We start from the raw sequence: 22098 nt of genomic DNA, 5'->3' as shown, positions 1-22098 counted from the left end.
GACCGTCGGCAACGGAACGGCTATCTCCTGGCTCTCCGTGAGTACGGTATGGCTCCCCCTCCAGAAGAGGAGGCGAATGCGGCGGTCCTGGCGCTGTTCGAGCGGGATGCCGCGGACGGGACGCCGCTGACGACCACGGAGGTGGCGACCGGCGTCGGCTGCTCCAGACGGACGGCGTACAACCGGCTGCGACGGCTGGCGGCGGCCGACCGACTCGCGACGAAGAAGGTCGGGGCGAAAGGGCGCGTGTGGTGGCTCCCGACCGGCGCCGAGGGCCGGGCCCCGGACGGCCCCGCGTTCGCCGACCGGTTCGGGTTGCCGTTGACGGAACTCGTCTTGCAGCTGTTCGCGTCGAGCCCGGTCGGCATCGCCATCGTGGACGCCGACGGGACCATTGCGTTCGCGAACGACAGTCTCGGCGACCTGCTCGGGCGGGCCGAGGACTCCCTCCAGGACCTGCCGGCTCACTCGCTCTTCGAGGACGTCCGTGACGATGACGGGCGGTCGCTCTCCCAGACCCGGTCACCGATAACTCGGGCCGCAGCGACGGCCACCCCGGTCGTCGATGCCCGATACGAACGCGACGGTGTGGCCGGTGCCGTCGAGCGCGTCGCCGTCGACGCCGTCCCGATTACGACGGAAGACGGGTCCGTCGAGGGGGTCGGGCTGGCGGTCACGGACGTCAGCGTCGACCACGCTCGCGAGGCCGACCTGGAGGGACAGCGAACCGAACTCATGCGGCTCAACCGGGTCAACTCGGTCGTCCGTGGCGTCTCACACGCCGTCACGAGCGCGCGGACGCGCGAGGCGCTCGAACGCGACATCTGTCGCCTCGTCGCCGACTCGGACCTCTACCTCTTTGCCGTCCTCGGGGAGTTCTCGGCGTCGTATACGGCGTTCACGGTCCGGAGTGCTGTGGGGGTCGGTGCGGAGGAGATCGAGGCGATAATCGAGAGCCCCGACGCACCACTGGTCGACGACGGCCCGGCCGCGACGGCCGCCAAGACCGGCGAGGTGCAGGCCGTCCAGAACATCACCGACCTCCCCGCCGCGTACTGGGAGGCGGCGGCCGAGGCCCTGCAGTTCCGGTCGTACGCGTCCATCCCGCTCGTCCACCGTGACGTCGTCTATGGCGTCCTCGGGGTCTACGCCAGACAGCCCGCCGCCTTCGACGCGGACGAGCGGGCGCTGCTGGCGGAACTCGGCGAGATGGTCGGCCACGGCCTGCACGCGCTCGAGGCTGCCGAACGCCTCCAGAGCGACCAGCACGTCGAACTCACATTTCGTTCCGAACACCTCGGCGAGCGGTTCCAGGAACTCGGCTACGACGTCGAGCTGACCGTCGAGGGAACGGTCAACCGCGAGGACGGCACGCCGCTGCAGTACTGGACCGTCAGCGGCGTCGAAGCGGGCGCGTTCGTCCGTGCCGTCCGGGACAGACCGACTGTCCTCGACGTCGACCTGCTCAAGCGGTCCGGTGACAGCCTGCTCGTCGAGGTCCACACCAGCAGCGAGTCGCTGAGTGCGGCCTTCGGCGCACTCGACGGCCGGATAACCGGTGCGACCCTCACCGAGGAGGCGCTCTACGTCGTAGCGCAGTTCCCCGCCGCCGCCGACGTCGACGGCGTCGTCGAGGCCGGACACGCGTTGTACCCCGACCTCTCGCTCGAGGAGCGCCGGCTCGTCTACACCCCCCGGTTGCTCAGCGAACTCGCCGAGGAACACCTGACCGGGCGCCAGTGGACGACGGTACAGCGGGCCTACTACGCCGGGTACTTCGAACAGCCTCGGCGGCGGACCGGCACGGAACTGGCCGAGAAGATGGACGTGACCACGACGACGTTCCACCGCCACCTGCGAAACGCCGAGGCCGAGTTCTTTCGCGTCCTCTTCGAGACGTCGCCGGACCCCGGTAAGGTGCCGTGAATAGTCACGGTGTACAGTTTAGGCTCTCCTGAACCAACCGCTCCCTGTGCAATCGAAGAAGAAGCGTACACGAACGTTCCTGGGGGCGCGTACGGGTGGAGAGACGGATGCGGCGTTCGAGGCACTCTCGCATCCACTGCGGCGGCAGTTGCTGGTGGCCGTTGCCGACGACGGAACCGCCACGGTGACCAGTTCCGCGACGGACTTCTCGAACGATGAACTGGTGTCTATCTACCACTCGCATCTGCCCAAACTGATAGAGATGGAACTCGTCGAGTGGGACAGCCTCGGTCGAGAGCTGTCGCGGGGGCGACAGTTCGAGACTATCGAACCGCTGCTCGACCTGCTCGTCGACGCGAGCGACTGACCGTCTGCCTCCGGCCAGCGGGACCACTACGCCCGATCCCGTGACTGCGCACGACGTTCGACCGGTCAGAACAGCGCCCGTTCGAGCAGTTGCTGTGCGAGCGGTGGGCGGTCGGACTCGTGGGGGTAGACCGTGACGGTCGTACACCCCGGGCTCGGGACCGTCGGTCGTTCGTCGAACAGCACGTGTCGGAGCCTGTGGTCGGCCCCGCGCCGGACCAGCAGTTCCGGTTGCCCCGTTCGCCCACCGTCCGTCCTGAACGACTCGACCGTGACCGGCACCGAGAGCATCTCGGACAGCTCGGTCAGGTAGTCGTCTCTCGTGACCGCGCGCTGGTCGGGCCCGGTGTCCTCGGCGGGGTTCCACAGCGATATCTGTCCATCGTTGGCCGTGGCGACGGTCTCGGCGACGCGTACCGCGAGCGGCGGGTAGGGGCCGCCGTCGCCCGAGATTGCGACGTGTCTCGGGCGTTCGTAGCCGAGGTTGTCGACCAGGAGGACGTCACAGGGGGCGTGTCTGACGATCCAGTCGATGGGGTCCCCGAACAGCCGCGAGCGGAGTCGGAGGGCCTCGTGTTCGGCCAGTATCGCGTCGACGCCGCGGTGCTCGGCGAAGTTGACGACGGCGTGTTTCGTGTCGTGGCTGACGATCTCGTCGGCCTCGACGTCGACGCCGAACTCCGTCGCGAGGGCCTCCGCCCGGTCTTCGAACGCGAGATCCGACGACGACTGGGCGGTCGCGTCCTCGGTCAGCGGTGCCTGATCGGGGATCTCCTCGAAGCGGACGGCGACCACGCGGCCGTCGTCCGGTCGGACGAGGTCTGCGCCCAGTGCGATCAGTGCCCGCTCGCGAGCCTCGTCGCCGCCTTTCGTGAGTGCGACCAGCACCTCCTGGGGCGTCTCGCCCGACGTGGACTCGACGTCGGTGAGCGCGTCCCGGCCGACCTGGCGACGGATCGCGTCCGTCGCGACGCCTTCTCGGCGGACTCTGGGCCGGACGTAGAGCACGTACCAGACGACGCTGCCAAGCGTGATGAGCGCGGCACCGGCCAGGGCGACGGTCCCCATCTGCGTCAGCAGGGCCACGCCGGTGACGGCGCCGAAGATCTGTACCCACGGATACAGCGGGGACGTGAACTCGGGCTCGTACTCCGCGTTCCCCTCGCGGAACGCGACGAGCGCCACGTTGATGAGTCCGAACACCATAATCTGGAAGGCGCTGGCGAGTTTCGCGATCTCCAGAATCGGAACGAACGCGATGAGCACCAGCAGCACCGCACCCGTGAGGGTGATCGAGGTCACCGGGGTTCCGAACCGCTCGCTGACCGACGAGAGCGACGGCGGCGCCAGGTTGTCCCGACTCATCGCGAACGGATACCGTGACGAGGAGAGGATACCGGCGTTGGCCGTCGAGATGAGCGCGAGGATGGCCGCGAGGATGACGGCGATGACACCGGCCTGTCCGAGCGTCACCTCCGCGGCGACGGCGACCGGCGTCAACGACCCGGCGACGGTGCCCGGGTCCGTTATTCCGACCAGTACCGCGACGATTGCCACGTAGAGCACGGTCGTGAACGCCAGCGACCCGAGGATGCCGAGCGGGATGTTCCGGCCGGGATCTTCGACCTCTTCGGCGACGCTCGCGACCTTCGTGACGCCCGCGTAGGACACGAAGACCAGTCCGGTCGCCGCCAGGAGGCCACCGATACCTGCGTCGAAGAAGTCGACGTAGTTGGCAGACTGCACGCTGGACGCGCTCCCGGCGGCGAACCAGCCAAGCGCCGCGAGCATGACGACGACGATGGCGACCTGGAGCCGCCCCGTCTGTTTCGCGCCGAACAGGTTCACCAGTATCAACACTCCTGCCAGGCCCAGCGCCACGGGTTTCAGCGGCAGGTCGAACAGTAAGAGCAGGTACGGGACGCCGCCGACGAGCGCGAGCGCGCCCTTGAACGACAGCGAGAACCACGTCCCGACGCCCGCGACGGTTCCGAGCAACGGCCCCATCCCGCGCTCGATGTAGATGTACGTCCCGCCCGCCTCGGGCATTGCGGTCGCCATCTCCGACTTCGAGAGGGCAGCCGGGACGACGAGGAGGCCAGCGAGCGCGTACGCGAAGATGACCGCGGGTCCGGCGATCTCGAGCGCGAGCGCCGGCAGGATGAAGATGCCGCTACCGATCATCGCGCCGATACTGATGGCCAGGACGGCCGGGAGACCGAGGTCTCGTTCGAGGTCCTTCGTCATCGTCAGATCGGCTCCGATCCCGTGAGCGTCGTCTCGACCGCGCGCTGGAGTTCCGTCGCGAGGGACGTAGCGCCACAGACGACCGCCGTCGCGATGTCTTCGATTGCTTCCCGGCGCTCCGGGTCGTTGAGGAGGACGACGACCGTCTCGACGTCGAAGTGCGCTCGGAGCAGCTGTGTCACCAGTATCGCCTGTCGGTCCCGCCGTAGCGCGACGACAGCGGCCGTGGCGCCGTCGGCCGCTTGCAGCGTTCGGAGTGCAGTCACGTCACCGACTGTCACGTCGACGCCGTCGCGTACCGTCGCGGCGACGCCCTCGTGGTCTGTGACGAGACGAACGTCGGCGCCGTCGTCGAACGCCGACGCGAGCGTCGAACCGACGTGGCAGTCGCTTACGACGAGGAGGGTCGGTGGTCCGGTGGTGCGGGCGAGCGCGTCTCGGAGTGAGGGTCGAAGTGTCATCGGGTAGGGGGGTAACGGTGACGCGACAGGTCGATTCGATGTCGGCAGGTGAGCGCCGGGTACCGGGTCGGTCGGTCACCCGCGCCCGATCGGCTCACTTCTGTGGTCGGCCACCGTTACTATCTGAACGTACATTCCGAAATCGGATAAAACACTAGGATACAGTTCCGACTCGGAAATTATAGGAATATATATTATATAGTCGGAATCACGACTGGTCGTCGCCAGCCGCGGCGACGTCGAACGGGTGGAACGGGCGCGTGTACTCGTTGCGGATGAGGTCTTCGTCGACCACCTCGAGGCCGATCTCGTTGAGGTCCCGACCGATGCGGCTGAGGTCGTTGCCGTCGGTGCCGACGACCTCGATGTGGACGTTCTCCGCGCCGGTCATCACCTCCCGGATGGCGACGACGCCCTCGACGTCGAGTGCGCGCCGCGCGATCTCCTCGCGCTCGTGGATCGGGGCGGTACAGACGATGAGGGTGTGCAGCTGGTAGCCGGCGGCCTCGTAGTCCACGTCGACGTCGTACCCTCGGATGACGCTTGCCTCTTCCAGTTTGGCGATGCGGTTACGGACCGTCCGCGCCGAGACCTCGAGGGACTCGGCGATCTCGCTGGCGGACGTGTGTCGGGCGTCCTCCTGGAGGGCGTAGATGATGCGTCGGTCCAGGTCGTCGATCTCGTACTCCGGGTCGGCCATGACGTCCGCTTAGGCTCGACCCGGTACAAAACTTCGTGGTCTGAGATGGGCCCGCGGGTCCAGACCGCCCCGACAGAGGTCGAAACGCAGTTACGGACCCGTCGCGTCACCCCGACAATGACGCTACTCGAGGACGCCCGGGCCGCCCTGGCGACTGGTCCGCTCTGTGACTCCTGTCTCGGCCGCCTCTTCGCAGACCGCAGTTTCGGCCTCGCGAACGCCGAACGGGGCCACGCGCTCCGGGTGACGCTCGCCCTGGAGGACGACGACCCGTTCGAGTCGGCCGAGGACTGCTGGGTCTGTGAGACTGAGACCGACCGGTTCGACTGGTGGGCCGAGCAGGCCGCGACCGCCGCCCGGGGCTACGACTTTTCGACCTACCAGGTCGGGACGCGCGTCCCGCCACTGTTCGAGGAGAACGACGCCCTCCTCCGGGAGGACGTCGGCCTCGACGAGGACGCCGGCGAGGCCCTGAAGACGGAGTTCAACCGCGAGGTCGGCAAGCGCATCGGTCAGCGGACGGGCGCCGAGGTGGACTTTGGCCGCCCGGACGTCCAGTTCACGCTCGACCTGGCGACCGACGAGGTCGACGTGCAGGTCAACTCCGCGTTCGTCTACGGCCGCTACCGGAAGCTCGAACGGCACATCCCCCAGACGAAGTGGCCCTGCAACGACTGCAACGGCACCGGCCTCTGGCAGGGCGAACCCTGCGAGGGGTGTGACGGCACGGGCTACCGCTACGACGAGAGCGTCGAGCAACTGACCGCGCCCGTCGTGCTGGAGGCGATGGACGGCGAGAGCGCGACCTTCCACGGTGCCGGCCGCGAGGACGTCGACGCCCTGATGCTCGAGTCGGGCCGCCCGTTCGTCATCGAGGTCGACGAACCGCGGGTGCGTGACGTGGATACGGACCGACTGGAGCGCGGGGTCAACGACTTCGCCGACGGCAAGGTCGAGGTCGAGGGCCTGCGCCTGGCGACCTACGAGATGGTCGAGCGGGTGAAGGAACTGGAGGCCTCGAAGACCTACCGGATGGACGTCGAGTTCGACGCGCCGGTCGAGGCCGAGACTCTGCAGGCCGCCCTCGAGGAACTCACCGGTGCGACGGTCCACCAGGAGACGCCTCAGCGCGTCGCCCACCGGCGGGCCGACCTCACGCGTACGCGGGAGGTGTACGACGTGTCCGGGGAACTCCTCGACGACCGGCACGCCGACATCCGCATCCACGGGGCCGGGGGCCTCTACGTGAAGGAACTGGTCTCCAGCGACGAGGGCCGGACCGAGCCGAGTCTTGCCGGGCTACTCGGCGTCGGTGCGGCGGTGACGGCGCTCGACGTGGTGGACGTCGAGGGCGAGGACGAGCCGTTCGAGAAAGCGGCGTTCCTGAAAGAGTAGGGCCGCGGACTTCGTGGGGGAGGAGTCGTCGTTTCGGCACGGGTATCTCTCGGCACCCTTCAGGCGGTCGTATCGAAGGCATTCGCCGAGCGTCGGTGGGTCGACCCCAATAGTGATGCTGTGTTGGTGAGTAGTCTCGGGAGTTATGCTGAAAGACCCGATCGAAGATGCATTGAACGAACAGATCAACGCCGAGCTATTCTCCGAGTACCTGTACCTCTCGATGGCCGCGTACTTCGCGGACGAGGGGCTCCCCGGATTCGCGTCGTGGATGCGGGCCCAGGCAGACGAGGAACACGAACACGCGATGCGGATCTACGACTACGTACTCGAGCGAGACGGGCGCGTGATGCTGGATGCCATCGACGCTCCACAGACGGCGTGGCCGGACCCGGTGACCGCCTTCGAGGACGCGTACGAACACGAGGTGGAGATTTCGAGGCTGATCGACGACCTGGTCGCGCTCGCTCGCCAGGAGAACGACAACGCGACCGAGAATATGCTCCAGTGGTTCGTCGCCGAGCAGGTGGAGGAGGAGGCGACGGCACAGGACATCCTCGACCAGCTCAGACTGGTCGGTGACGACGGGCCCGGGCTCCTGCTGATCGACCGGGAACTCGCGCAGCGACGCGGCGATGCAGATGGCGTCGAAGGGGCCGAGACCGAGGCTGCACCGGAGTAACGGAGTGTGGAGTGGCGCCCGTGGCCACCGACCACAACGACTATCTTTCGGCCCCCGAACCGACCAGCCATGCGATTCGGCGTCGACGAGGCCGGCAAGGGTCCCGTCCTCGGGTCGATGTTCGCCGCTGCGGTCCGGGCCGACCCGGCAGTGCTCCCCGACGGCGTGGGCGACTCGAAAGCCATCGCGCCGGCGCGCCGCGAGGAACTCGATCGGACGATCCGCGGTGTCGCCGACGCCGTCGCCGTCGCCGAGGTCCCGGTCGCCCGCATCGACGACCCCGAGACGGATATGAACACGCTGACCGTCGATGCCCACGCCGAGGCGCTCGGTGGGGTCGCCACGGAGCACCTCTCGGGGACTGTCGACGCGGGCGACACCGACGCCGAGCGGTTCGGGCGGCGCGTGGCCGACCGGGTCGACCCCGTCGTCGATCTGCGTGCCGAACACGGGGCCGACGAGATAGACCCGCTGGTCGGCGCGGCGTCCATCGTCGCGAAGGTCGCCCGTGACGCTCACGTCGACCGGTTGACCGAGGAGTACGGGCCGGTTGGGTCGGGCTATCCCAGCGACCCCGCGACCCGCGAGTTCCTGGCCGAGTACGTCGAGCGCGAGGGCGAGTTGCCCGCGTGTGCGCGGACGTCGTGGTCGACATGCACGGACGTGCTGGCGGCCGCCCAGCAGGCGTCGCTGGGCGAGTTCTGAGCGCGACGTCACAGCCGCTCACGGGCGGTAGCGACGGAAGAATCCCCCTGGACACGGTTTGGACCTGGACGGCAGATGTTTTCGACAGCCCGTTCGGCCCGTCCAGCAGCGATGCCAACGTTAGCCGGGCTTGCACCGGCGTTGTCCTCGCGGACTTTAGCTGGGCTTTCACCAGCTTTTGTCGGCGTGCTGGATTCCCGAACGCCGGTCACCCGACGTCCGGTACTTGGCCTTCACACCGTTCCGGCCGGCCGGAGCGGGTGTGGGCTGTGGCGGTTCTGCTTCAGAGCGTTACCCTCGGAATCCTGTTACGGATCGCTTGGTTGTTGCCCCCAACGCATCCCGTCTCCTCCTGTACGGATGGTCTGAGATGCGTCGTCCAGTGTGTCCCCGCGTTCCAGCGGGAAGTGAAGATAGGACGGCAGGGGTAATAAATCATTCTATAAATATTTTGCATTGTTTGACACGAACGTGGTGCAGGCGCGTCGCTGGCCCGTGCCTGATTGTGCCGTCGAAAAACGCGACCCCCTCAGTCCTCGTCGAGCACGAGGTTCCGCAGGATGTCGCCGTAGGCCGGCCGGGTGACCAGCACGCCCAGCAGGACGCCGACGATGGTGATGATGGCGAACCCGGAGAGGTCGCCCAGCGGGAGGACGACCAGCGGGCTCATCGCGATGATGGTCGTCGCCGCCGCGGCGCCGATGACCCAGAACGCCTTGCGGAACCGGCTCTCGAAGACGCGGCCGGTCCGGACCTCCCCTTGCTGGAGGATCTCGTCTCCGATTATGATGAGGTCGTCTACCCCCGTCCCGATGACGGCGATGAACCCGGCCAGGTGTGAGAGGTTCAGCGGGTACTGGACGAACGCGACGAAGCCGAGCAGCAAGAACACCTCGGAGAGCGCGGTGACGACCATCGGGGCCGCCACCTCGATTCGGCCGTAGCGGACGTACACCACGAGGCTGACCGCGATGACGGCCATGATGCCCGTGATGAGGGAGTTCTGCTGGAAGCCCTCGGCGAGCGCGGGGTCCAGCGAGAGGCTGTCGTCGTTCTCGAAGTCGAGCGGCGCGGGCAGGCGACCGGACTTGAGGCTGAGTTCGACCTCGCGGGCCTCCTCCATCGAACTCGTCGACATCACGAACGTCGGGTCGTTGACGAACTCGCCGTTGGCGAAGGACTCGCCCAGTCCCTGCGTGACGGGTGCGACGAACACGGGGTCGCCGTTCAGCGTCGCGACGATACAGCGCTCGTTCGAGTTGAGGCTGCTGGGGTTGGTGTGGTTGTAGTTGTTCGGATTACAGACCGTCTGCCCGTCGAAGCCGTTGGCGGCCATCGTGCTCGCGAACTCCTCGGCGGCGCTGGCCTCGACGGTCACCGGCACGCCCGGTCCGGAGTCGCTCTGGCGCGCGGTCCCGATGCCGGCGAACTCGTCCTGGTCGAGGACCTGCTGGCGGGCGTGACTCCCGTTCTCGACGGGGTAGACGGCGTAGACGCGGACGACGCCCCGTTCCTCGAGAATCCCGACCAGCTCGCTCCGGTCTCTGTCGGGGGCGGTGATGCTGATGAACGTCTGGCCGCCCGGGACGTTGACCTCCTGGACCGACCCGCCGCTGAGCGCCGATTCTGTGATACGCCGCTGGACGCTATCGACGACCTGGCTCCGGGTCTCGTCGGTCACGCCGTCGCGTATCGTCTCCGGCTGGTAGCCCTCCGCTTCGAGTGCGGCGCGGAACTCCGATTCGGTGACGTTCTTCGTGAAGACCTCGACGGTCCGCGTCTCGTTCGCGGCGCGCACGTCGATGGGGTCCAGGCCGAGTTCGTCGGCCACGGCCTCGGTCACGGCCGACTCGTTGTCGAAGGCGACGTCGACGCCCTCGGCGGTCATCCCCACGACGGGCGCGCGGATGCGCGTCCCGCCACTGAGCTGGATGCCGTACTGGAGATTGGTCAACTGGTCCTCCGCGGCCGCGCCGTCGTCGGGGGACGCCCCGGGCGGCGTGCCCGGGACGAACAGCGCGACGGTGCTCGCCAGCAGGAGGACCACGAGCAAGGCGATGCGCCAGTTGTCCCGCAGCGTGCTCATCGGTTCACCCCCTCGTACTTGTACCAGCGAAGCAGCGTCACGTTGAGCATGTAGGTGTTCATCAGGTCCGCGGAGAGTCCGAGCACGAGCACGAGGCCGATGTCTGCCATCAGGTCGATGCCAAAGAGCGTCGCGGTGACGGCCATCACGGCCATCGCGGCGATGGAGGTTATCGTCATCGTCACCCCGGTCCGCATCGCGCGGTAGGTCGACTCGTAGAAGCTGCCCGACCGGCGCAGCACGTGGTTGTTCAGCAGGATGTCCGAGTCGACGCTATACCCGATGAGCATCAGCAAGGCGGCGACGATCCCAAGGGAGAGCTTGATGCCCAGCAGGTTCATCACCGCGACGGGGATGACGATGTCCGAGAACGCCGAGATGACGATGGCGATGCTCGGGACGAAGGTCCGGAAGAAGACGAACGCGAGCAGGCTCATCCCGACGAAGGCCACGCCCAGTCCGAGCACTGCCAGGCGCTGGTTCTCCGCGCCGAATATCGGCGAGGTAGAGCCGCTGCCCAGGACGGTCATCCCCTCCGTCGCCTCCGCGGTGTCGCGGATGTCGCCGATGTTCGAGGACTCGAACGTGACGATGTAGCGATTCTCGGCCTGTTCGATGCCCTGTACCGACGAGACGGGTTCGTCGAAGGTGGCGCGAATCTCCTCGTGTGACAGCGTCGTCTCGACCGTGATCTCCGACCCACCGGTGAAGTCGATGCCGAAGGCGACGGGGGCCCCGGTGACTGCCCACCAGCCACCGATGACCGCCAGCGCCAGCACCAGCACCGCCAGCGGTATCGCCACCAGCTGGCGGTTCGTGTACTGGGTGTAATCGACCTCCGGGACCTCGTACTCGACCATGCGCGACGGTGTGGTACGACTCCGAATAAGCCTTCTCAATCCCGGCCGACCGCCCCACGGCCCGTCAGTCCGGAAGGTACCGGACGCTGACGACCCCGGTCGCGGTCCGAACCTCGACCCGGTCGACGCCGAGACGGGCGGCCCGCGTGACCGTCGCCTCGTCCTCGAGGACGTCAGCGGCGGCGGCGTCTGTCTGTTCGTCGGCGACGGTGAGGACGTGGATCTCGCCCTCGCCGGCCCGTTCGCGCGTGGTCAGTTCGCCGACCGACTGCTCGGCCGCGAGGGACCTGACCTGTGCGGTCGGCTCGAGGGCCACCCGCTCGACGGGGATGGTCCGCCGGTCGCGTATCTCGGCCGTGTAGGTCACCTCCATCGGCGGTTCCGGTTCGACGGTGGCCTCGACGACCTCGCCGGCTTCGACCCCGGGGTTCTCCGAGAGTGTCAGCACCTGTGCGTCGGCGACGTCGCGGAGCGTGGCCGTCGCCGCTTCGGCGTGGACGACGAGGAAGGTTCCCTCCTTCGTGGTCATGTCGCCCGGTAGTCGGTGCGCGCTCTTCGGGGTTTCGAAGCGGCCCGGCACGGCCCCGCCTCAGGCGTCCACGTCGCCCCGGAGGGAGCGGTGGACGGCGTACATCAGGCCGACGGCCAGGATCGGCGGCACGAGGCCGGCAAGCTGCGGGAGCGAGTAGAGCAGGCCGACGACGGCGCTGTCGGTCGGCTCCTGGAGGCTCGGGGGTACCGACGCGACGAGGCCGACGTACAGCGACGCGACGAACACGAGCGCCGAGAGCGCGAGCGCGCGGTCGTACCGCCGCGACGACCCGGTCCGGCGGTGGCGGCGCGCGACGAGCAACACCGGCGCGACCAGCGGTGCCACGACCAGCAGGCCGACGACGATGACGAAGGCCCGCGAGAAGGTGAACGTCCCCCCGGTTACGGCGGCCGACTGACCCAGGAGTACCACCAGTCCGAGGACGAACACCAGCGCGATGGCAAGCGAGAGGAGGACGGCGACTGCGACGTAGCTCTTGAAGAGCCACGACTCGCTGGCCCGGAACGCGTAGGGGAACGCCCCAGGGAGCCCGTCGTAGGGCTCCGGCACGGCGTCGGCCGCCGACTCCGTCGACGTGTCTGTCATCACCCGGGCTAGGGGCCAGGAGGTGGTTAAACGCCGTGTTTCGTCCCGGCAGCGTCGACAGGAGCCGCCAGTCCGTGTGCCAACAGTATTTGTGGGCGGGGCGAGAGTCCCCGCGTATGCACCTCGACATCGGTCCCGCCCTGGCGGCGACGGACCCCGGCATCGACGAAGCGGGCCTGGAGCCACTCGACGACCGGGTCGCGTCGGCACACGAGCGCATCGCGGCGGGGATGGCCGACGACGAGTTCGGCTACGCGGCGCTGAACCTGCCCGAGACCACCGACGCCGACGCGCTTCGCGCGGCCGTCGATCCCGTCACCGACGTGGAGTACGTCCTCACCGTGGGTATCGGCGGGTCCGCGCTGGGTGCGAAAGCCATCACGGCGGCCCTGGCCGAGGACCCGGCGCGCCACGTCGTCCTCGACAACGTCGACCCCGAACACGTCGAGCGGACGCTCGCGGACCTCCCGCTCGCCGAGACGGCGATCAACGTCGTCTCGCGCTCGGGGACCACCGCCGAGACGCTGGCGAACTTCCTGGTCGTCCGCGACGCCTACGAGCGGGCCGACGTCGACTGGACCGACCGGATCGTGGTGACGACGGGGGAGGCGGGGCCGCTCCGCGAACTCGCGGACGACCACGACCTCCCGACGCTCCCGGTCCCCGAGGGGGTCCCCGGCCGGTTCTCGGCGCTGTCGTCGGTGGGCCTGGTCGCGCCGGCGATCCTCGGGATCGATATCGAGGGCGTCCTCGCGGGCGGGGCGAGCGTGGCCGACGACCTCGGCCCGTCGCTGTTCGACTCGCCGGCCTACGCCTACGGCGCGGTCTGTTACGCCCTCGAGGAGGCGGGCGCGTCGGTCAACGCGATGATGCCCTACGCCGAGCGCCTGGAGGTCTTCGCCGAGTGGTTCGCCCAGCTGTGGGCCGAGAGCCTCGGGAAGGCTGGTCGCGGCCAGACGCCCGCGCGAGCGCTCGGGGCGACCGACCAGCACTCCCAGCTGCAACTGTACCGCGCCGGCCCCGGAGACAAGGTGGTCACGTTCGTCCGCCCCGGCGAGCGCGCCGACGTCCCGATTCCGGACCCGGACCACGACTCGCTGGCCTATCTCTCGGGGACCGACCTCGGCGAGCTCATCGACGCCGAGTACGAGGCCACGGTGGCGAGCCTCCCGGCGGCCGACCGGCCGGCGCTTGACCTCCAGGTCGACCGGCTCGACGCGCAGGCCGTCGGCGAACTGCTCTATGCGATGGAGGCCGCCTGCGTCCTCGTGGGCGAACTCGCCGACGTCGCGACGTTCACCCAGCCGGCCGTCGAGTGGGGCAAGAACGCGACCCGGGGACTGATACGGGGCGTCGAGACCGACGAGACCCGTACCGTGGCCGAGCGAACCACCTACCGCATCGACTGACGCGACGGTCCCGGCGGGGCCGACCGGTGGGGTCTTGAACGTCGGCCCCCAAACCGGTGACATACATCGCATGGCCCTCTCTCGCCCGTACGTCGAGGTCGCAGACAGGCAACTGCTGGTCGTCAACGTCGTCCGTGCCCTGGCCGTCGTCGCCGGCGCGTTCCTGCTGGGGTCGATCTTCCAGAGCGTCTTCGTCGCGATGCTGGGCTCTCCGTCCCAGGAGACACTGCGGCAGTCGCCGCCGCTCTACTTCGTCGCGAACGCCACCTTCTTCCTCGGGTTCTTCGCGACGGTGCTCTGGGTCCTCAAGCTGCGTCATGACGAGCCCCTGATCCACGTCCGGACGCCGCGGTGGACCGACGCGGGGTGGGTTCTCGGCGGCGTCGCGGTCCTGTTTGGCGCCGCCGTCGCCGTCGGCGCCGTGCTGGACGCCATCATCTCGATGCTGGAGTCGGTCTTCGGCGTCTCGACGACCGTGGCGACGAACCAGATCATCGACATCGGACAGGCCAATCCGGAGCTGTTCCTGTATCTCATCCCGCTCCAGTTGCTGTTCGTCGGTCCGGCCGAGGAACTCCTCTTTCGCGGCGTCGTCCAGGGACTCCTGCGCCGTTCGTTCGGCGTCGTCCCCGGCATCGTCTTCGCGAGCCTCCTCTTTGGCCTCGGCCACGTCTTCGCGCTCTCGGCGGGCGACGCGTGGACGATGGTCTTTCTCACCGCCTCGCTCGGGGTGATTCTCGGTGTGCTCTACGAGTACACCGAGTCTATCCTGGTGCCCGTGTTGACTCACGCCCTCTGGAACGCGACCCTGTTCCTGACGCAGTATCTCTCGGCCGTCGGCGTCGACCTCCCGGTCTGACCCGCTCGCCGCATGACGGTTGTCTGACGGGTGTTTAAGCCGGTCGTTGGAATACGTCGTGGTATGCCCACCCGGTTTACGGTCGTGTGTGACGACGACCAGGCCCGGGCCGTCGAGATGCTGGCGCGCCGGTACGGTATCACCGAGGACGAGGTGCTCCAGCAGCTGGTCGACCTGGGGCTGGAATCGCTCGGGGAACGGCCGGTCTAGGCCGGGTTCTTCCGCGAGAGCGAGCTGCCACAGACGGGACAGCGGTCGTGGTTCTCGTCGAACTCGCGGCCACACCCCGCACACTGGAAGTGCCAGTCGCGCTGTTCGGTGATGCCGTCGCGAGCGATGACCTCGACGCGCACGTCGAGTTTCTCGGCGACGTTCTGCATCGCATAGTCGTCGGTGACCAGACGGCCGTCGAGTTCGAAGGCGGCGGCCACCAGGCGAATGTCCGTCTCCGAGAGCTCGGCGAGGTCGCCCGTCTCGCGGGCCGCGCGTTCGATGCGTTCGACGGTGTTCCCCTCGGGGATGTGGAGGTGCATCCCGGACCCCTCGAGGGCGTCGAAGCGGAAGGCCGCCTCGCCCTCCAGTTCCTCGCGGACGAGCGGTATCGACGCGACTTGCTCGTCGGTGTGGTACTCGTTGATGAAGGCCGACGAATCCAGGACGTACATCTACCGGTCGATTATCATGTGGTCCTTGACCGCGCGGACCCGTTCGACTGGGACGACGAGTCGCCCCTGGTCGCTGTACTCGAAGTCGGTGTTGCGAAGCGTCTCGGACGGTTCGATGACGAGGTTCTTCAGCGCCCCCGAGGAGAGGTCCATCGTGATGTTATAGAGGCTTCCCAGTTCGGAACCGTCTGCCCCCATCACGTCCTTCCCCGAGAGGTTCTCTGCGAGTATCTCTGCCATACCTCCCTTTCCGAGTCCGGTACCATAAACGCCACGGGGCGTCAGACGGGCGTCGGCCCCAGCGTTAAGCGTCGCCGGGCCCGAACGTGGGTATGAGTCGACCCCGACGCCACTTCCTGGCGTCACTCGCCGCGGGACTGACCGGCGCGCTCGCCGGGTGTGGGAGCGACGGCGGCAGTGGCGCGACGCCCACCGAGGAACCGACACCCACCGAGACGGCGACGGCGACTGCTACCGCGACGGCGACGCCGACACGGACGGCCACGCCCACCACCACGACCGCGACCCCGACACAGACGGCCACCGAGGCCGCCCAGCGCGTGGCGGTCGGCCCCGGCGACTTCGTCTTCGACCCGGAGACGTTCTCGGTCCCCGCCGGAAGCACCGTCCTGTGGGAGTGGGCGAGCAGCAACCACAACGTCAAGCCGTCGTCGACGCCCGACGGGAGCGACTGGACCGGCACCCCGGGGGACGGTCAGACCTTCGACACCGGCCACACCTACGCGTACACCTTCGAGGTCCCCGGCGAGTACGCGTACTTCTGCCGGCCCCACCGGAGCGTGGGGATGACCGGGTCGTTCACCGTCACGGAGTGACGGCGCCGGCGGGGCGGACTCGCCGCCGTGTTCGACCCCGTCATCCGGCTCCCAACCGGGTACCCCAGTGACACCGCGACGGCCGTCCGCGAGTCACAATCGCCACGTGGTGGCGCCACACACACGAGCGCGGGCGATGACGATGAACTTAACTGGCACCGGAAACTCCCTCAAGACAACTTCTGGAGCCATCTATGTCTGACACGGACGCCACACCAGAGACCGACGCCGCATCCCTCCGAACGCCAATCGTCGCCGTCCTGGGCCACGTCGACCACGGCAAGACGAGCCTGCTCGACCGCATCCGCGGGTCGGCGGTCACCGCCGGCGAGTCCGGGGCCATCACCCAGCACATCGGGGCGACGGCGGTCCCGCTTTCGGTCATCTCCAACATCGCGGGCGAACTGGTAGACCCCACGGACTTCGACCTGCCGGGCCTGCTGTTCATCGACACGCCGGGGCACCACTCCTTTTCGACGCTGCGCTCGCGCGGCGGGGCGCTGGCCGACATCGCCATCCTCGTCGTCGACGTCAACGACGGCTTCCAGCCCCAGACGCTGGAGGCCATCGACATCCTCAAGCGCACCCAGACGCCCTTTGTCGTCGCCGCGAACAAGGTCGACACGATTCCGGGCTGGAACCCCAACGAGGGCGAACCGATCCAGCAGACGATGGAGAAACAGTCCGAGCGGGTCCAGTCGGACCTGAACGAGAAACTCTACGAGATCATCGGCCAGCTGTCGGACAACGGTTTCTCTGCCGACATGTACTGGCGGGTCCAGAACTTCCAGAACAACATCGGCGTCGTCCCCGTCTCCGCGGAGACCGGCGAGGGCATCCCGGACCTGCTGACCGTCCAGATGGGCCTGTCCCAGCGCTACATGAAAGCGGAGATGGAGATCGACGTCGACGGGCCCGCCGTCGGGACCGTCCTGGAGGTCAAGGACACGCAGGGCTTTGGCGCGACGCTCGACGCCATCATCTACGACGGTACCATCCACAGAGACGACACCATCGTCGTCGGCGGGCTCCAGGGCCCCATCGTCACGGACGTCCGCGCGCTGCTTCGCCCGCGTCCCCTTGAGGAGATCCGCACCGAGAAGCAGTTCGAGCAGGTCGAGGAGGTGGCCGCCGCCGACGGCGTGAAGGTCGCCGCGCCGGACTTAGACGACGCCATCGCCGGCGCGCCCATCCGCGTCGTCCGCGACCGCGACCGGACCGAGGTCATCGCCGAGGTCGAGGAGGAACTGGCCGAGATCGAGGTGACCACCCAGGAGGAGGGCGTCGTCGTCAAGGCCGACACGCTCGGGTCGCTCGAGGCCATCTCCAGTACGCTCGCCGAGGAGGAGATCCCCATCATGCGCGCGGAGGTCGGGGCCGTCGCCCCGCGGGACGTCCGGGTCGCCGAGACGGCCAACGAGCCGACCCACCGGGCTATCCTCGCGTTCTCCGTCGACGTGCTCGACGACGCCCGCCGACTGGCCGACCAGGAGGGCGTTGAGCTGTTCGAGAACGACGTCATCTACCAGCTCATCGAGGAGTACGAGGACCACGTCACCGCCATCGAGGAGGCCCAGCAGGAACAGATCCTGGAGAACATCACCCGGCCCGCGAAGTTCCGGGTCCTGCCGGACCACACCTTCCGGCAGTCCGACCCCGCCGTCGTCGGCGTCGAGGTGCTCTCTGGGGCGCTGCGCCGGAACGTCAACGTCGTGAAGTGGGACGGCAACGAGGAGAAGCGCGTCGGCCACCTCAAGACCATCCAGGACGAGGGCGAGGACGTCGACGAGGCCCGGACCGGCGAGCGCATGGCCGTCTCCATCGACGGCCCGACGGTCGGCCGCCAGATCGAGGAGGGCGACGACCTCTGGGTCGAGATCCCCGAGAAACACGCGAAAATCTTGGAGCAGGAGCTCACCGAGGACATCACTGTCGACGAGCGCGAGGCGCTGTCGATGTACCTGGAGCAACAGCGCAAGCGGGACCCCTTCTGGGGCAAGTGACGGGCGCCACCCACACCTTGGTCGGTGTCGGACGTGGGAGAGAGCCCCACTCCGTGGACGAGTAATAATATTTAATTAACAGGCGTGTCTTCGAACAGACACGATGCTCGGTCTCTCGACACCTGACCTCGTCCTCCTCAGTATCGCTCTGTCGATGCTGGTGGCCGCCGTCGGGGGTCTGACCTCCTCGCTGAGTCTCTGGACCGCCCTGGGCGCGGGCAGTCTGCCCGCCGGGAGCTCCATCGGCTACGCGCTGTTCTGTGACCCGCCCGAAGACACGGCGTGACGCGGGCGTCGGTGGTCGGTAATCAGCGCCTAACTCCGCTCTCAAGCGTCGAATCCGCGTCGCTCGGCGGCTGACCGCCCTCCCTCGCAGATGGGTCGCACCTACCGAAACGACCGGCCGGGGGTGGGACCGGCCTGTGACCGACCGACTGAGCCAGGGCGAGCGGGGCAGAGGTGGTCGCTGTGGCGGTCTCTCGATCGTTTTCACTGATTATACGGGCTATACGGCCTCGCCCGGCCGCGGACGCGGTCGTTCAGGGACTCTGTTACTATGCCAGTCTGGCCGTTCTAGCCGCGCATATGTGGGAGACACTCCAGCGGTCTTCGGTCGCCTCGCCGGTGGTGCCCGAACACGTCGCCCTCGCGTCGGGGGTCGGCTTCCTGCTCGTGGCGGTCGCCACGTGGGTCAGGGTTCCGGTCGCCGTCGTCGGTGGCCTCCTGGTCGCTGCGGCGCTGCTGGTCGGCCCGTCGGCCGCTATCGGGGGGACCAGTGGTCTCGTGATACACGACCTGTTCCGCGGCGCCGTCGGCTCCAGTACGCTCGCCGTCGCCGTCTGGCTCTGTACCTTCGTCGCGCTGCTCGCGTGGTTTTCGCCCACCCTCGCCGGCGGACGCCCCCGGGTCTCGGTCCGGTCGCAACCACGAGCGCTGCGCTCGTATGTCGCCAGCGTCGTCGTCGCCGGGCTGTACGCCACGGCGCTCTCGGCGTGGGTGTCGACGGTGGCCGGGCACGAGCGGTTCTACACGGCCGCGGCCGACCTGCTCCCCGGCGTCCTCGCCGCCGGCGCGGTCGGCGTCGCCGTCATCGCCGTCGCGTCCCGACTCGACCGGGACGTCCCGGTCCCCCAATCCAGCGCAGGGACCCGCCCCGGCCGGCTGACGACCCTCGGCCTGTTCGTCGTCGGGGCCGCCTGGCTCGCCGGGGCCGTCGGCACCGACCTGCTCGCCCACGACCTGGGCCTGTTCCCCACCGACATCCAGCTGGCCTACTACGTCGCCGGCCTGCTGGGTACCGGGTCGCTCGTGTCGACCGTGGGGAGTGCGGTGTTACTGACCGTCTACCGCTACGGCGAACTCGCCGTGGTGCTGTCGGCACCCCTGGCCGGCGTCCTCTCGTGGGTACTGGTCACCGTCGGTCGGACGCGTGTCCGGTCCCCGACCCCGGACATCGACCTGGTGAACGGGGGGACCGACGATGACTGAGGACCGCTCCACACCGGCGACGACGCGCGACGACCTGCCGACGCTGTCGCGGCGCCAGCTGCTCGCCGCGCTCGGCGGTGCGGCCGTCGCCGCCGGCGGCTACGGGTACGGCGTCCGCGGCGGTGCGGGACTGACTCCCGGCGGCGGTGGCGACGCGAGCGACTCGCCCGCCTCGCCCGCCCACGTCGAGACGCTGACGGCCCTGGCCGAGGCCATCTACCCGCCCTCGATGGCCGTCGACGAGTCCTGGATCGAGAACCGCGTCTTCGGCCGCGTCGAGCCCCAGGCGGGTCACTTCGACCAGCTGGTCGCGGCCGTCGAGGCAGTCGACACGCACGCGCGGGCCCGGTTCGGCGGGCCGGTGACCGCCCTCTCGCCCGACCACCGCCGCGGCGTCCTGCACTCGCTGGGCGCCACCGAGGTGCACCCGACCGCCGACGGCACGACGGCCGAGCGGGTCCGTTTTTACCTCCTGGGTGACCTGCTCTACGTCCTGCTGACCGCACCGGAGAGCAGCGACCTGACGGGCATCGCCAACCCGCCGGGCCACCCCGGCGGCACGGACGTCTACACGCAGGGTCCCGGGGGTGAGAGCCAGTGAGCGACGATCTGGACCGGTCGCCATCGCCGGCCGAGGTCTGTGTCGTCGGCGCGGGACCGGCGGGCGCCATCATGGCGTACTCGCTGGCGCGCCGGGGTCACGACGTCGTCGTCCTCGACGCGGGGAAGCACTACACCCAAACGGACCACCACCGCCGCATGGAGATGTGGCTCCGTCCCGACTTCGAGCGCGAGGCCTTCTGGGTCGACGAGGCCAGGGACCGCTACTCCTCGACCGGCGACATCTTCGCGCGCCTGAACAAGGTCCGGGTCAAGGCAATCGGCGGCACGTCGCTGCACTGGAACGCCAACACGCCGCGCCTCCACGAGAAGGACTTCGAGATGGAGTCGCGCTACGGCCTGGCGACGGACTGGCCCATCTCGTATGCCGACCTGAGCCCGTACTACGACCTCGCCGAGCGCGAGATGGGCGTCTCCGGCGTCGACGACAACCCCCACGGCCCGCCGCGGGAGTCGCCGTACCCGCTCGAGGGGTTCGCGCCGAGCTACTCCGACGAGCTGTTCAGGGAGGCCTGCGACGAGCTCGGCATCTCGATGGCCACCCAGCCCAAGGCCATCAACTCCGAGGCCTACGACGGCCGCTCGGGCTGTGTTGGCTACGGCGTCTGTAACGCCTGCCCGTCCGGCGCGAAGTACAGCGCCGAGGTCCACGCCAGGAAGGCCGAGGCCGAGGGCGCCCGCATCGTCGACCAGGTGCAGGTCCTCTCTCTCGAACACGACGACGACGGCGACGCGGTCACGTCCGTCGTCTACGTCACCCCCGAGGGTACCGAGTACCGCCAGGAGGCCGACCACTTCGTCGTCGCCGCGGGCGGCATCGAGACGCCGCGGCTCCTCCTGCTCTCGGACTCGGACCTGTACCCCGACGGCCTCGCCAACTCCAGTGGCGCCGTCGGCCGGTACCTCATGGACCACCCGAGCGTCGAGACGCGGGCGGTGCTGGACGACCCCACGTGGCAGAACAACATCGGCTGGGTCTCCAGCCGGAGCGATCAGTTCTACGACCACGAGGACCGGGTCCCCGGGAGCTTCCACCTCACCTTCGGCAACAACGCCCGGTCGAACTCCGGTGGCGCACAGACCCGGGACCCCGCGATGTCCCAGATTCTCGGCGCGGTCGGCTCGGTCGAAGACATGGCCGGTCTGGCCGCGGACCCGTTCAGCCAGACCCAGCTGGGCGAGGACCTCGAACTCCCGACGACGGACGGCCCGCCCTACCCCGTCTCCATCCGGGGCGCGGGCGAGATGCTCCCCCGGGCCGAAAACAGGGTGACGCTGGACCGCTCGACGACCGACACGTACGGCCGGCCGGTCCCCTCCATCGAGCTCTCGGACGGCGACCGCGAGCGCGAGACCATGGCGTACTGTCTCGAGGTCCAGGCCGACATCATGGACGCCCTCGGCGCGGAGATCACGGGCACGCTGACCCTCGAGGACCGCGAGATGAGCTCACACCACATGGGGACCACCCGGATGGGGACCGACCCACAGGAGAGCGTCGTCGACGAGTATTGTCGGACCCACGACCTGGGGAACCTCTGGATAGCCTCCTCGAGCGTGTTCCCGACCGGTGGCGCCAACAACCCGACGCTGACCATCGCCGCCCTGGCGCTGCGGACCGCCGACGTCATCGACGGACAGCTGCGCTGAC

General features: G+C 68.5%; 23 protein-coding genes. 14 read left to right on the top strand and 9 right to left on the bottom strand.

Annotated features, from left to right (window positions below):
• The first annotated feature begins 48 nt into the window (after nt 1-48).
• Together P1K88_RS16950 and P1K88_RS16945 are read left to right on the top strand one after the other, a co-directional pair.
• Entirely contained in the window at nt 49-1926 is a 1878-nt protein-coding gene (locus tag P1K88_RS16950) for a bacterio-opsin activator domain-containing protein (RefSeq protein ID WP_276411404.1), read from the top strand.
• A 46-nt stretch (nt 1927-1972) separates the two neighbouring features.
• Entirely contained in the window at nt 1973-2293 is a 321-nt protein-coding gene (locus P1K88_RS16945) for a hypothetical protein (RefSeq protein ID WP_276411402.1), read from the top strand.
• A 65-nt stretch (nt 2294-2358) separates the two neighbouring features.
• Here the strand turns inward: P1K88_RS16945 and P1K88_RS16940 are convergent, their stop codons facing one another.
• The 3 genes from P1K88_RS16940 to P1K88_RS16930 all read right to left on the bottom strand — a co-directional run bounded on the left by P1K88_RS16940 (nt 2359) and on the right by P1K88_RS16930 (nt 5700).
• A complete protein-coding gene (locus P1K88_RS16940; protein WP_276411401.1) occupies nt 2359-4539 on the bottom strand; it encodes an amino acid permease in 2181 nt (726 codons plus the stop codon).
• Nucleotides 4540-4541: 2 nt separating this feature from the next.
• Nucleotides 4542-5000, bottom strand: a complete 459-nt coding sequence (locus tag P1K88_RS16935; protein ID WP_276411400.1) for an NAD-binding protein — start codon at nt 4998-5000, stop codon at nt 4542-4544.
• 208 nt (nt 5001-5208) lie between these two features.
• Entirely contained in the window at nt 5209-5700 is a 492-nt protein-coding gene (locus tag P1K88_RS16930) for an Lrp/AsnC family transcriptional regulator (RefSeq protein ID WP_276411399.1), read from the bottom strand.
• Nucleotides 5701-5817: 117 nt separating this feature from the next.
• Between P1K88_RS16930 and P1K88_RS16925 the strand changes: the two genes are divergently transcribed.
• The 3 genes from P1K88_RS16925 (at nt 5818) to rnhB (ending at nt 8482) form a co-directional block, all read left to right on the top strand.
• Nucleotides 5818-7095: a tRNA pseudouridine(54/55) synthase Pus10 gene (locus tag P1K88_RS16925; RefSeq protein WP_276411398.1), complete on the top strand. Its 1278-nt coding sequence runs from the start codon at nt 5818-5820 to the stop codon at nt 7093-7095.
• 145 nt (nt 7096-7240) lie between these two features.
• Entirely contained in the window at nt 7241-7777 is a 537-nt protein-coding gene (locus P1K88_RS16920; RefSeq protein ID WP_276411397.1) for a ferritin, read from the top strand.
• Nucleotides 7778-7846: 69 nt separating this feature from the next.
• A complete protein-coding gene (gene rnhB, locus P1K88_RS16915; protein ID WP_276411396.1) occupies nt 7847-8482 on the top strand; it encodes a ribonuclease HII in 636 nt (211 codons plus the stop codon).
• 529 nt (nt 8483-9011) lie between these two features.
• Here rnhB and P1K88_RS16910 read toward each other — a convergent pair.
• The 4 genes from P1K88_RS16910 to P1K88_RS16895 all read right to left on the bottom strand — a co-directional run bounded on the left by P1K88_RS16910 (nt 9012) and on the right by P1K88_RS16895 (nt 12566).
• A complete protein-coding gene (locus P1K88_RS16910; protein WP_276411395.1) occupies nt 9012-10568 on the bottom strand; it encodes a preprotein translocase subunit SecD in 1557 nt (518 codons plus the stop codon).
• The gene (gene secF, locus P1K88_RS16905; RefSeq protein WP_276411394.1) at nt 10565-11428 is read right to left on the bottom strand and encodes a protein translocase subunit SecF; all 864 of its coding nucleotides are present in this window, start codon (nt 11426-11428) and stop codon (nt 10565-10567) included. Before secF ends, P1K88_RS16910 begins: the two co-directional genes overlap by 4 nt.
• A gap of 64 nt (nt 11429-11492) precedes the next feature.
• Nucleotides 11493-11957 (bottom strand): DUF5812 family protein, encoded by a 465-nt coding sequence (locus P1K88_RS16900; RefSeq protein WP_276411393.1) that lies wholly within the window; start codon nt 11955-11957, stop codon nt 11493-11495.
• 60 nt (nt 11958-12017) lie between these two features.
• Entirely contained in the window at nt 12018-12566 is a 549-nt protein-coding gene (locus P1K88_RS16895) for a DUF8056 family protein (protein WP_276411392.1), read from the bottom strand.
• Between the two features lie 116 nt (nt 12567-12682).
• Here P1K88_RS16895 and P1K88_RS16890 point away from each other — a divergent pair, with 116 nt between their 5' ends.
• From P1K88_RS16890 to P1K88_RS16880, 3 genes are all read left to right on the top strand, one after another.
• Nucleotides 12683-13975 (top strand): glucose-6-phosphate isomerase, encoded by a 1293-nt coding sequence (locus P1K88_RS16890; RefSeq protein ID WP_276411391.1) that lies wholly within the window; start codon nt 12683-12685, stop codon nt 13973-13975.
• A 70-nt stretch (nt 13976-14045) separates the two neighbouring features.
• Nucleotides 14046-14834, top strand: a complete 789-nt coding sequence (locus tag P1K88_RS16885) for a CPBP family intramembrane glutamic endopeptidase (protein WP_276411390.1) — start codon at nt 14046-14048, stop codon at nt 14832-14834.
• 63 nt (nt 14835-14897) lie between these two features.
• Nucleotides 14898-15044: a CopG family transcriptional regulator gene (locus P1K88_RS16880; protein ID WP_276411389.1), complete on the top strand. Its 147-nt coding sequence runs from the start codon at nt 14898-14900 to the stop codon at nt 15042-15044.
• Here P1K88_RS16880 and P1K88_RS16875 read toward each other — a convergent pair.
• Both P1K88_RS16875 and P1K88_RS16870 read right to left on the bottom strand, forming a co-directional pair.
• Entirely contained in the window at nt 15041-15499 is a 459-nt protein-coding gene (locus P1K88_RS16875; protein WP_276411388.1) for an NOB1 family endonuclease, read from the bottom strand. The two genes, P1K88_RS16880 and P1K88_RS16875, sit on opposite strands and share 4 nt — an antisense overlap.
• Nucleotides 15500-15739, bottom strand: a complete 240-nt coding sequence (locus tag P1K88_RS16870; protein ID WP_276411387.1) for a PRC-barrel domain-containing protein — start codon at nt 15737-15739, stop codon at nt 15500-15502.
• A 92-nt stretch (nt 15740-15831) separates the two neighbouring features.
• On the opposite strand from P1K88_RS16870, the gene P1K88_RS16865 reads away from it, so the two are divergent.
• The 6 genes from P1K88_RS16865 to P1K88_RS16840 all read left to right on the top strand — a co-directional run bounded on the left by P1K88_RS16865 (nt 15832) and on the right by P1K88_RS16840 (nt 22097).
• Nucleotides 15832-16335: a plastocyanin/azurin family copper-binding protein gene (locus tag P1K88_RS16865; RefSeq protein ID WP_276411386.1), complete on the top strand. Its 504-nt coding sequence runs from the start codon at nt 15832-15834 to the stop codon at nt 16333-16335.
• Nucleotides 16336-16529: 194 nt separating this feature from the next.
• Nucleotides 16530-18338 carry a translation initiation factor IF-2 gene (infB, locus tag P1K88_RS16860; protein ID WP_276411385.1) on the top strand — a complete coding sequence of 603 codons (1809 nt, stop codon included), beginning with the start codon at nt 16530-16532 and terminating at the stop codon, nt 18336-18338.
• Between the two features lie 103 nt (nt 18339-18441).
• Nucleotides 18442-18624: a DUF8015 family protein gene (locus P1K88_RS16855; RefSeq protein WP_276411384.1), complete on the top strand. Its 183-nt coding sequence runs from the start codon at nt 18442-18444 to the stop codon at nt 18622-18624.
• Between the two features lie 299 nt (nt 18625-18923).
• Entirely contained in the window at nt 18924-19826 is a 903-nt protein-coding gene (locus P1K88_RS16850) for a hypothetical protein (RefSeq protein WP_276411383.1), read from the top strand.
• Complete coding sequence (locus tag P1K88_RS16845; protein ID WP_276411382.1) at nt 19819-20427, top strand: gluconate 2-dehydrogenase subunit 3 family protein; 609 nt, start codon at nt 19819-19821, stop codon at nt 20425-20427. Before P1K88_RS16850 ends, P1K88_RS16845 begins: the two co-directional genes overlap by 8 nt.
• The gene (locus tag P1K88_RS16840; protein WP_276411381.1) at nt 20424-22097 is read left to right on the top strand and encodes a GMC family oxidoreductase; all 1674 of its coding nucleotides are present in this window, start codon (nt 20424-20426) and stop codon (nt 22095-22097) included. The genes P1K88_RS16845 and P1K88_RS16840 overlap by 4 nt, the downstream gene beginning before the upstream one ends.
• Nucleotide 22098: the final 1 nt, after the last annotated feature.

It is taken from the genome of Haloarcula halobia, assembly GCF_029338255.1.
Taxonomy (GTDB): domain Archaea; phylum Halobacteriota; class Halobacteria; order Halobacteriales; family Haloarculaceae; genus Haloarcula; species Haloarcula halobia.
The sequence above is the reverse complement of the archived record's forward strand: the minus strand, read 5'-3'. Positions and strand labels throughout refer to the sequence as shown.

Bases quoted from the DNA above. Each gene is read 5' to 3' on its own strand.
- P1K88_RS16950 (WP_276411404.1), top strand. From the start codon at position 49: ATGGCTCCCCCTCCAGAAGAGGAGGCGAATGCGGCGGTCCTGGCGCTG.
- P1K88_RS16895 (WP_276411392.1), bottom strand. From the start codon at position 12,566: ATGACAGACACGTCGACGGAGTCGGCGGCCGACGCCGTGCCGGAGCCC.
- P1K88_RS16850 (WP_276411383.1), top strand. From the start codon at position 18,924: ATGTGGGAGACACTCCAGCGGTCTTCGGTCGCCTCGCCGGTGGTGCCC.
- rnhB (WP_276411396.1), top strand. From the start codon at position 7,847: ATGCGATTCGGCGTCGACGAGGCCGGCAAGGGTCCCGTCCTCGGGTCG.
- P1K88_RS16885 (WP_276411390.1), top strand. From the start codon at position 14,046: ATGGCCCTCTCTCGCCCGTACGTCGAGGTCGCAGACAGGCAACTGCTG.
- P1K88_RS16935 (WP_276411400.1), bottom strand. From the start codon at position 5,000: ATGACACTTCGACCCTCACTCCGAGACGCGCTCGCCCGCACCACCGGA.
- P1K88_RS16940 (WP_276411401.1), bottom strand. From the start codon at position 4,539: ATGACGAAGGACCTCGAACGAGACCTCGGTCTCCCGGCCGTCCTGGCC.
- P1K88_RS16875 (WP_276411388.1), bottom strand. From the start codon at position 15,499: ATGTACGTCCTGGATTCGTCGGCCTTCATCAACGAGTACCACACCGAC.
- P1K88_RS16880 (WP_276411389.1), top strand. From the start codon at position 14,898: ATGCCCACCCGGTTTACGGTCGTGTGTGACGACGACCAGGCCCGGGCC.
- P1K88_RS16925 (WP_276411398.1), top strand. From the start codon at position 5,818: ATGACGCTACTCGAGGACGCCCGGGCCGCCCTGGCGACTGGTCCGCTC.
- P1K88_RS16870 (WP_276411387.1), bottom strand. From the start codon at position 15,739: ATGGCAGAGATACTCGCAGAGAACCTCTCGGGGAAGGACGTGATGGGG.
- P1K88_RS16910 (WP_276411395.1), bottom strand. From the start codon at position 10,568: ATGAGCACGCTGCGGGACAACTGGCGCATCGCCTTGCTCGTGGTCCTC.
- P1K88_RS16890 (WP_276411391.1), top strand. From the start codon at position 12,683: ATGCACCTCGACATCGGTCCCGCCCTGGCGGCGACGGACCCCGGCATC.
- P1K88_RS16865 (WP_276411386.1), top strand. From the start codon at position 15,832: ATGAGTCGACCCCGACGCCACTTCCTGGCGTCACTCGCCGCGGGACTG.
- secF (WP_276411394.1), bottom strand. From the start codon at position 11,428: ATGGTCGAGTACGAGGTCCCGGAGGTCGATTACACCCAGTACACGAAC.
- P1K88_RS16930 (WP_276411399.1), bottom strand. From the start codon at position 5,700: ATGGCCGACCCGGAGTACGAGATCGACGACCTGGACCGACGCATCATC.
- P1K88_RS16920 (WP_276411397.1), top strand. From the start codon at position 7,241: ATGCTGAAAGACCCGATCGAAGATGCATTGAACGAACAGATCAACGCC.
- P1K88_RS16845 (WP_276411382.1), top strand. From the start codon at position 19,819: ATGACTGAGGACCGCTCCACACCGGCGACGACGCGCGACGACCTGCCG.
- P1K88_RS16855 (WP_276411384.1), top strand. From the start codon at position 18,442: ATGCTCGGTCTCTCGACACCTGACCTCGTCCTCCTCAGTATCGCTCTG.
- infB (WP_276411385.1), top strand. From the start codon at position 16,530: ATGTCTGACACGGACGCCACACCAGAGACCGACGCCGCATCCCTCCGA.
- P1K88_RS16900 (WP_276411393.1), bottom strand. From the start codon at position 11,957: ATGACCACGAAGGAGGGAACCTTCCTCGTCGTCCACGCCGAAGCGGCG.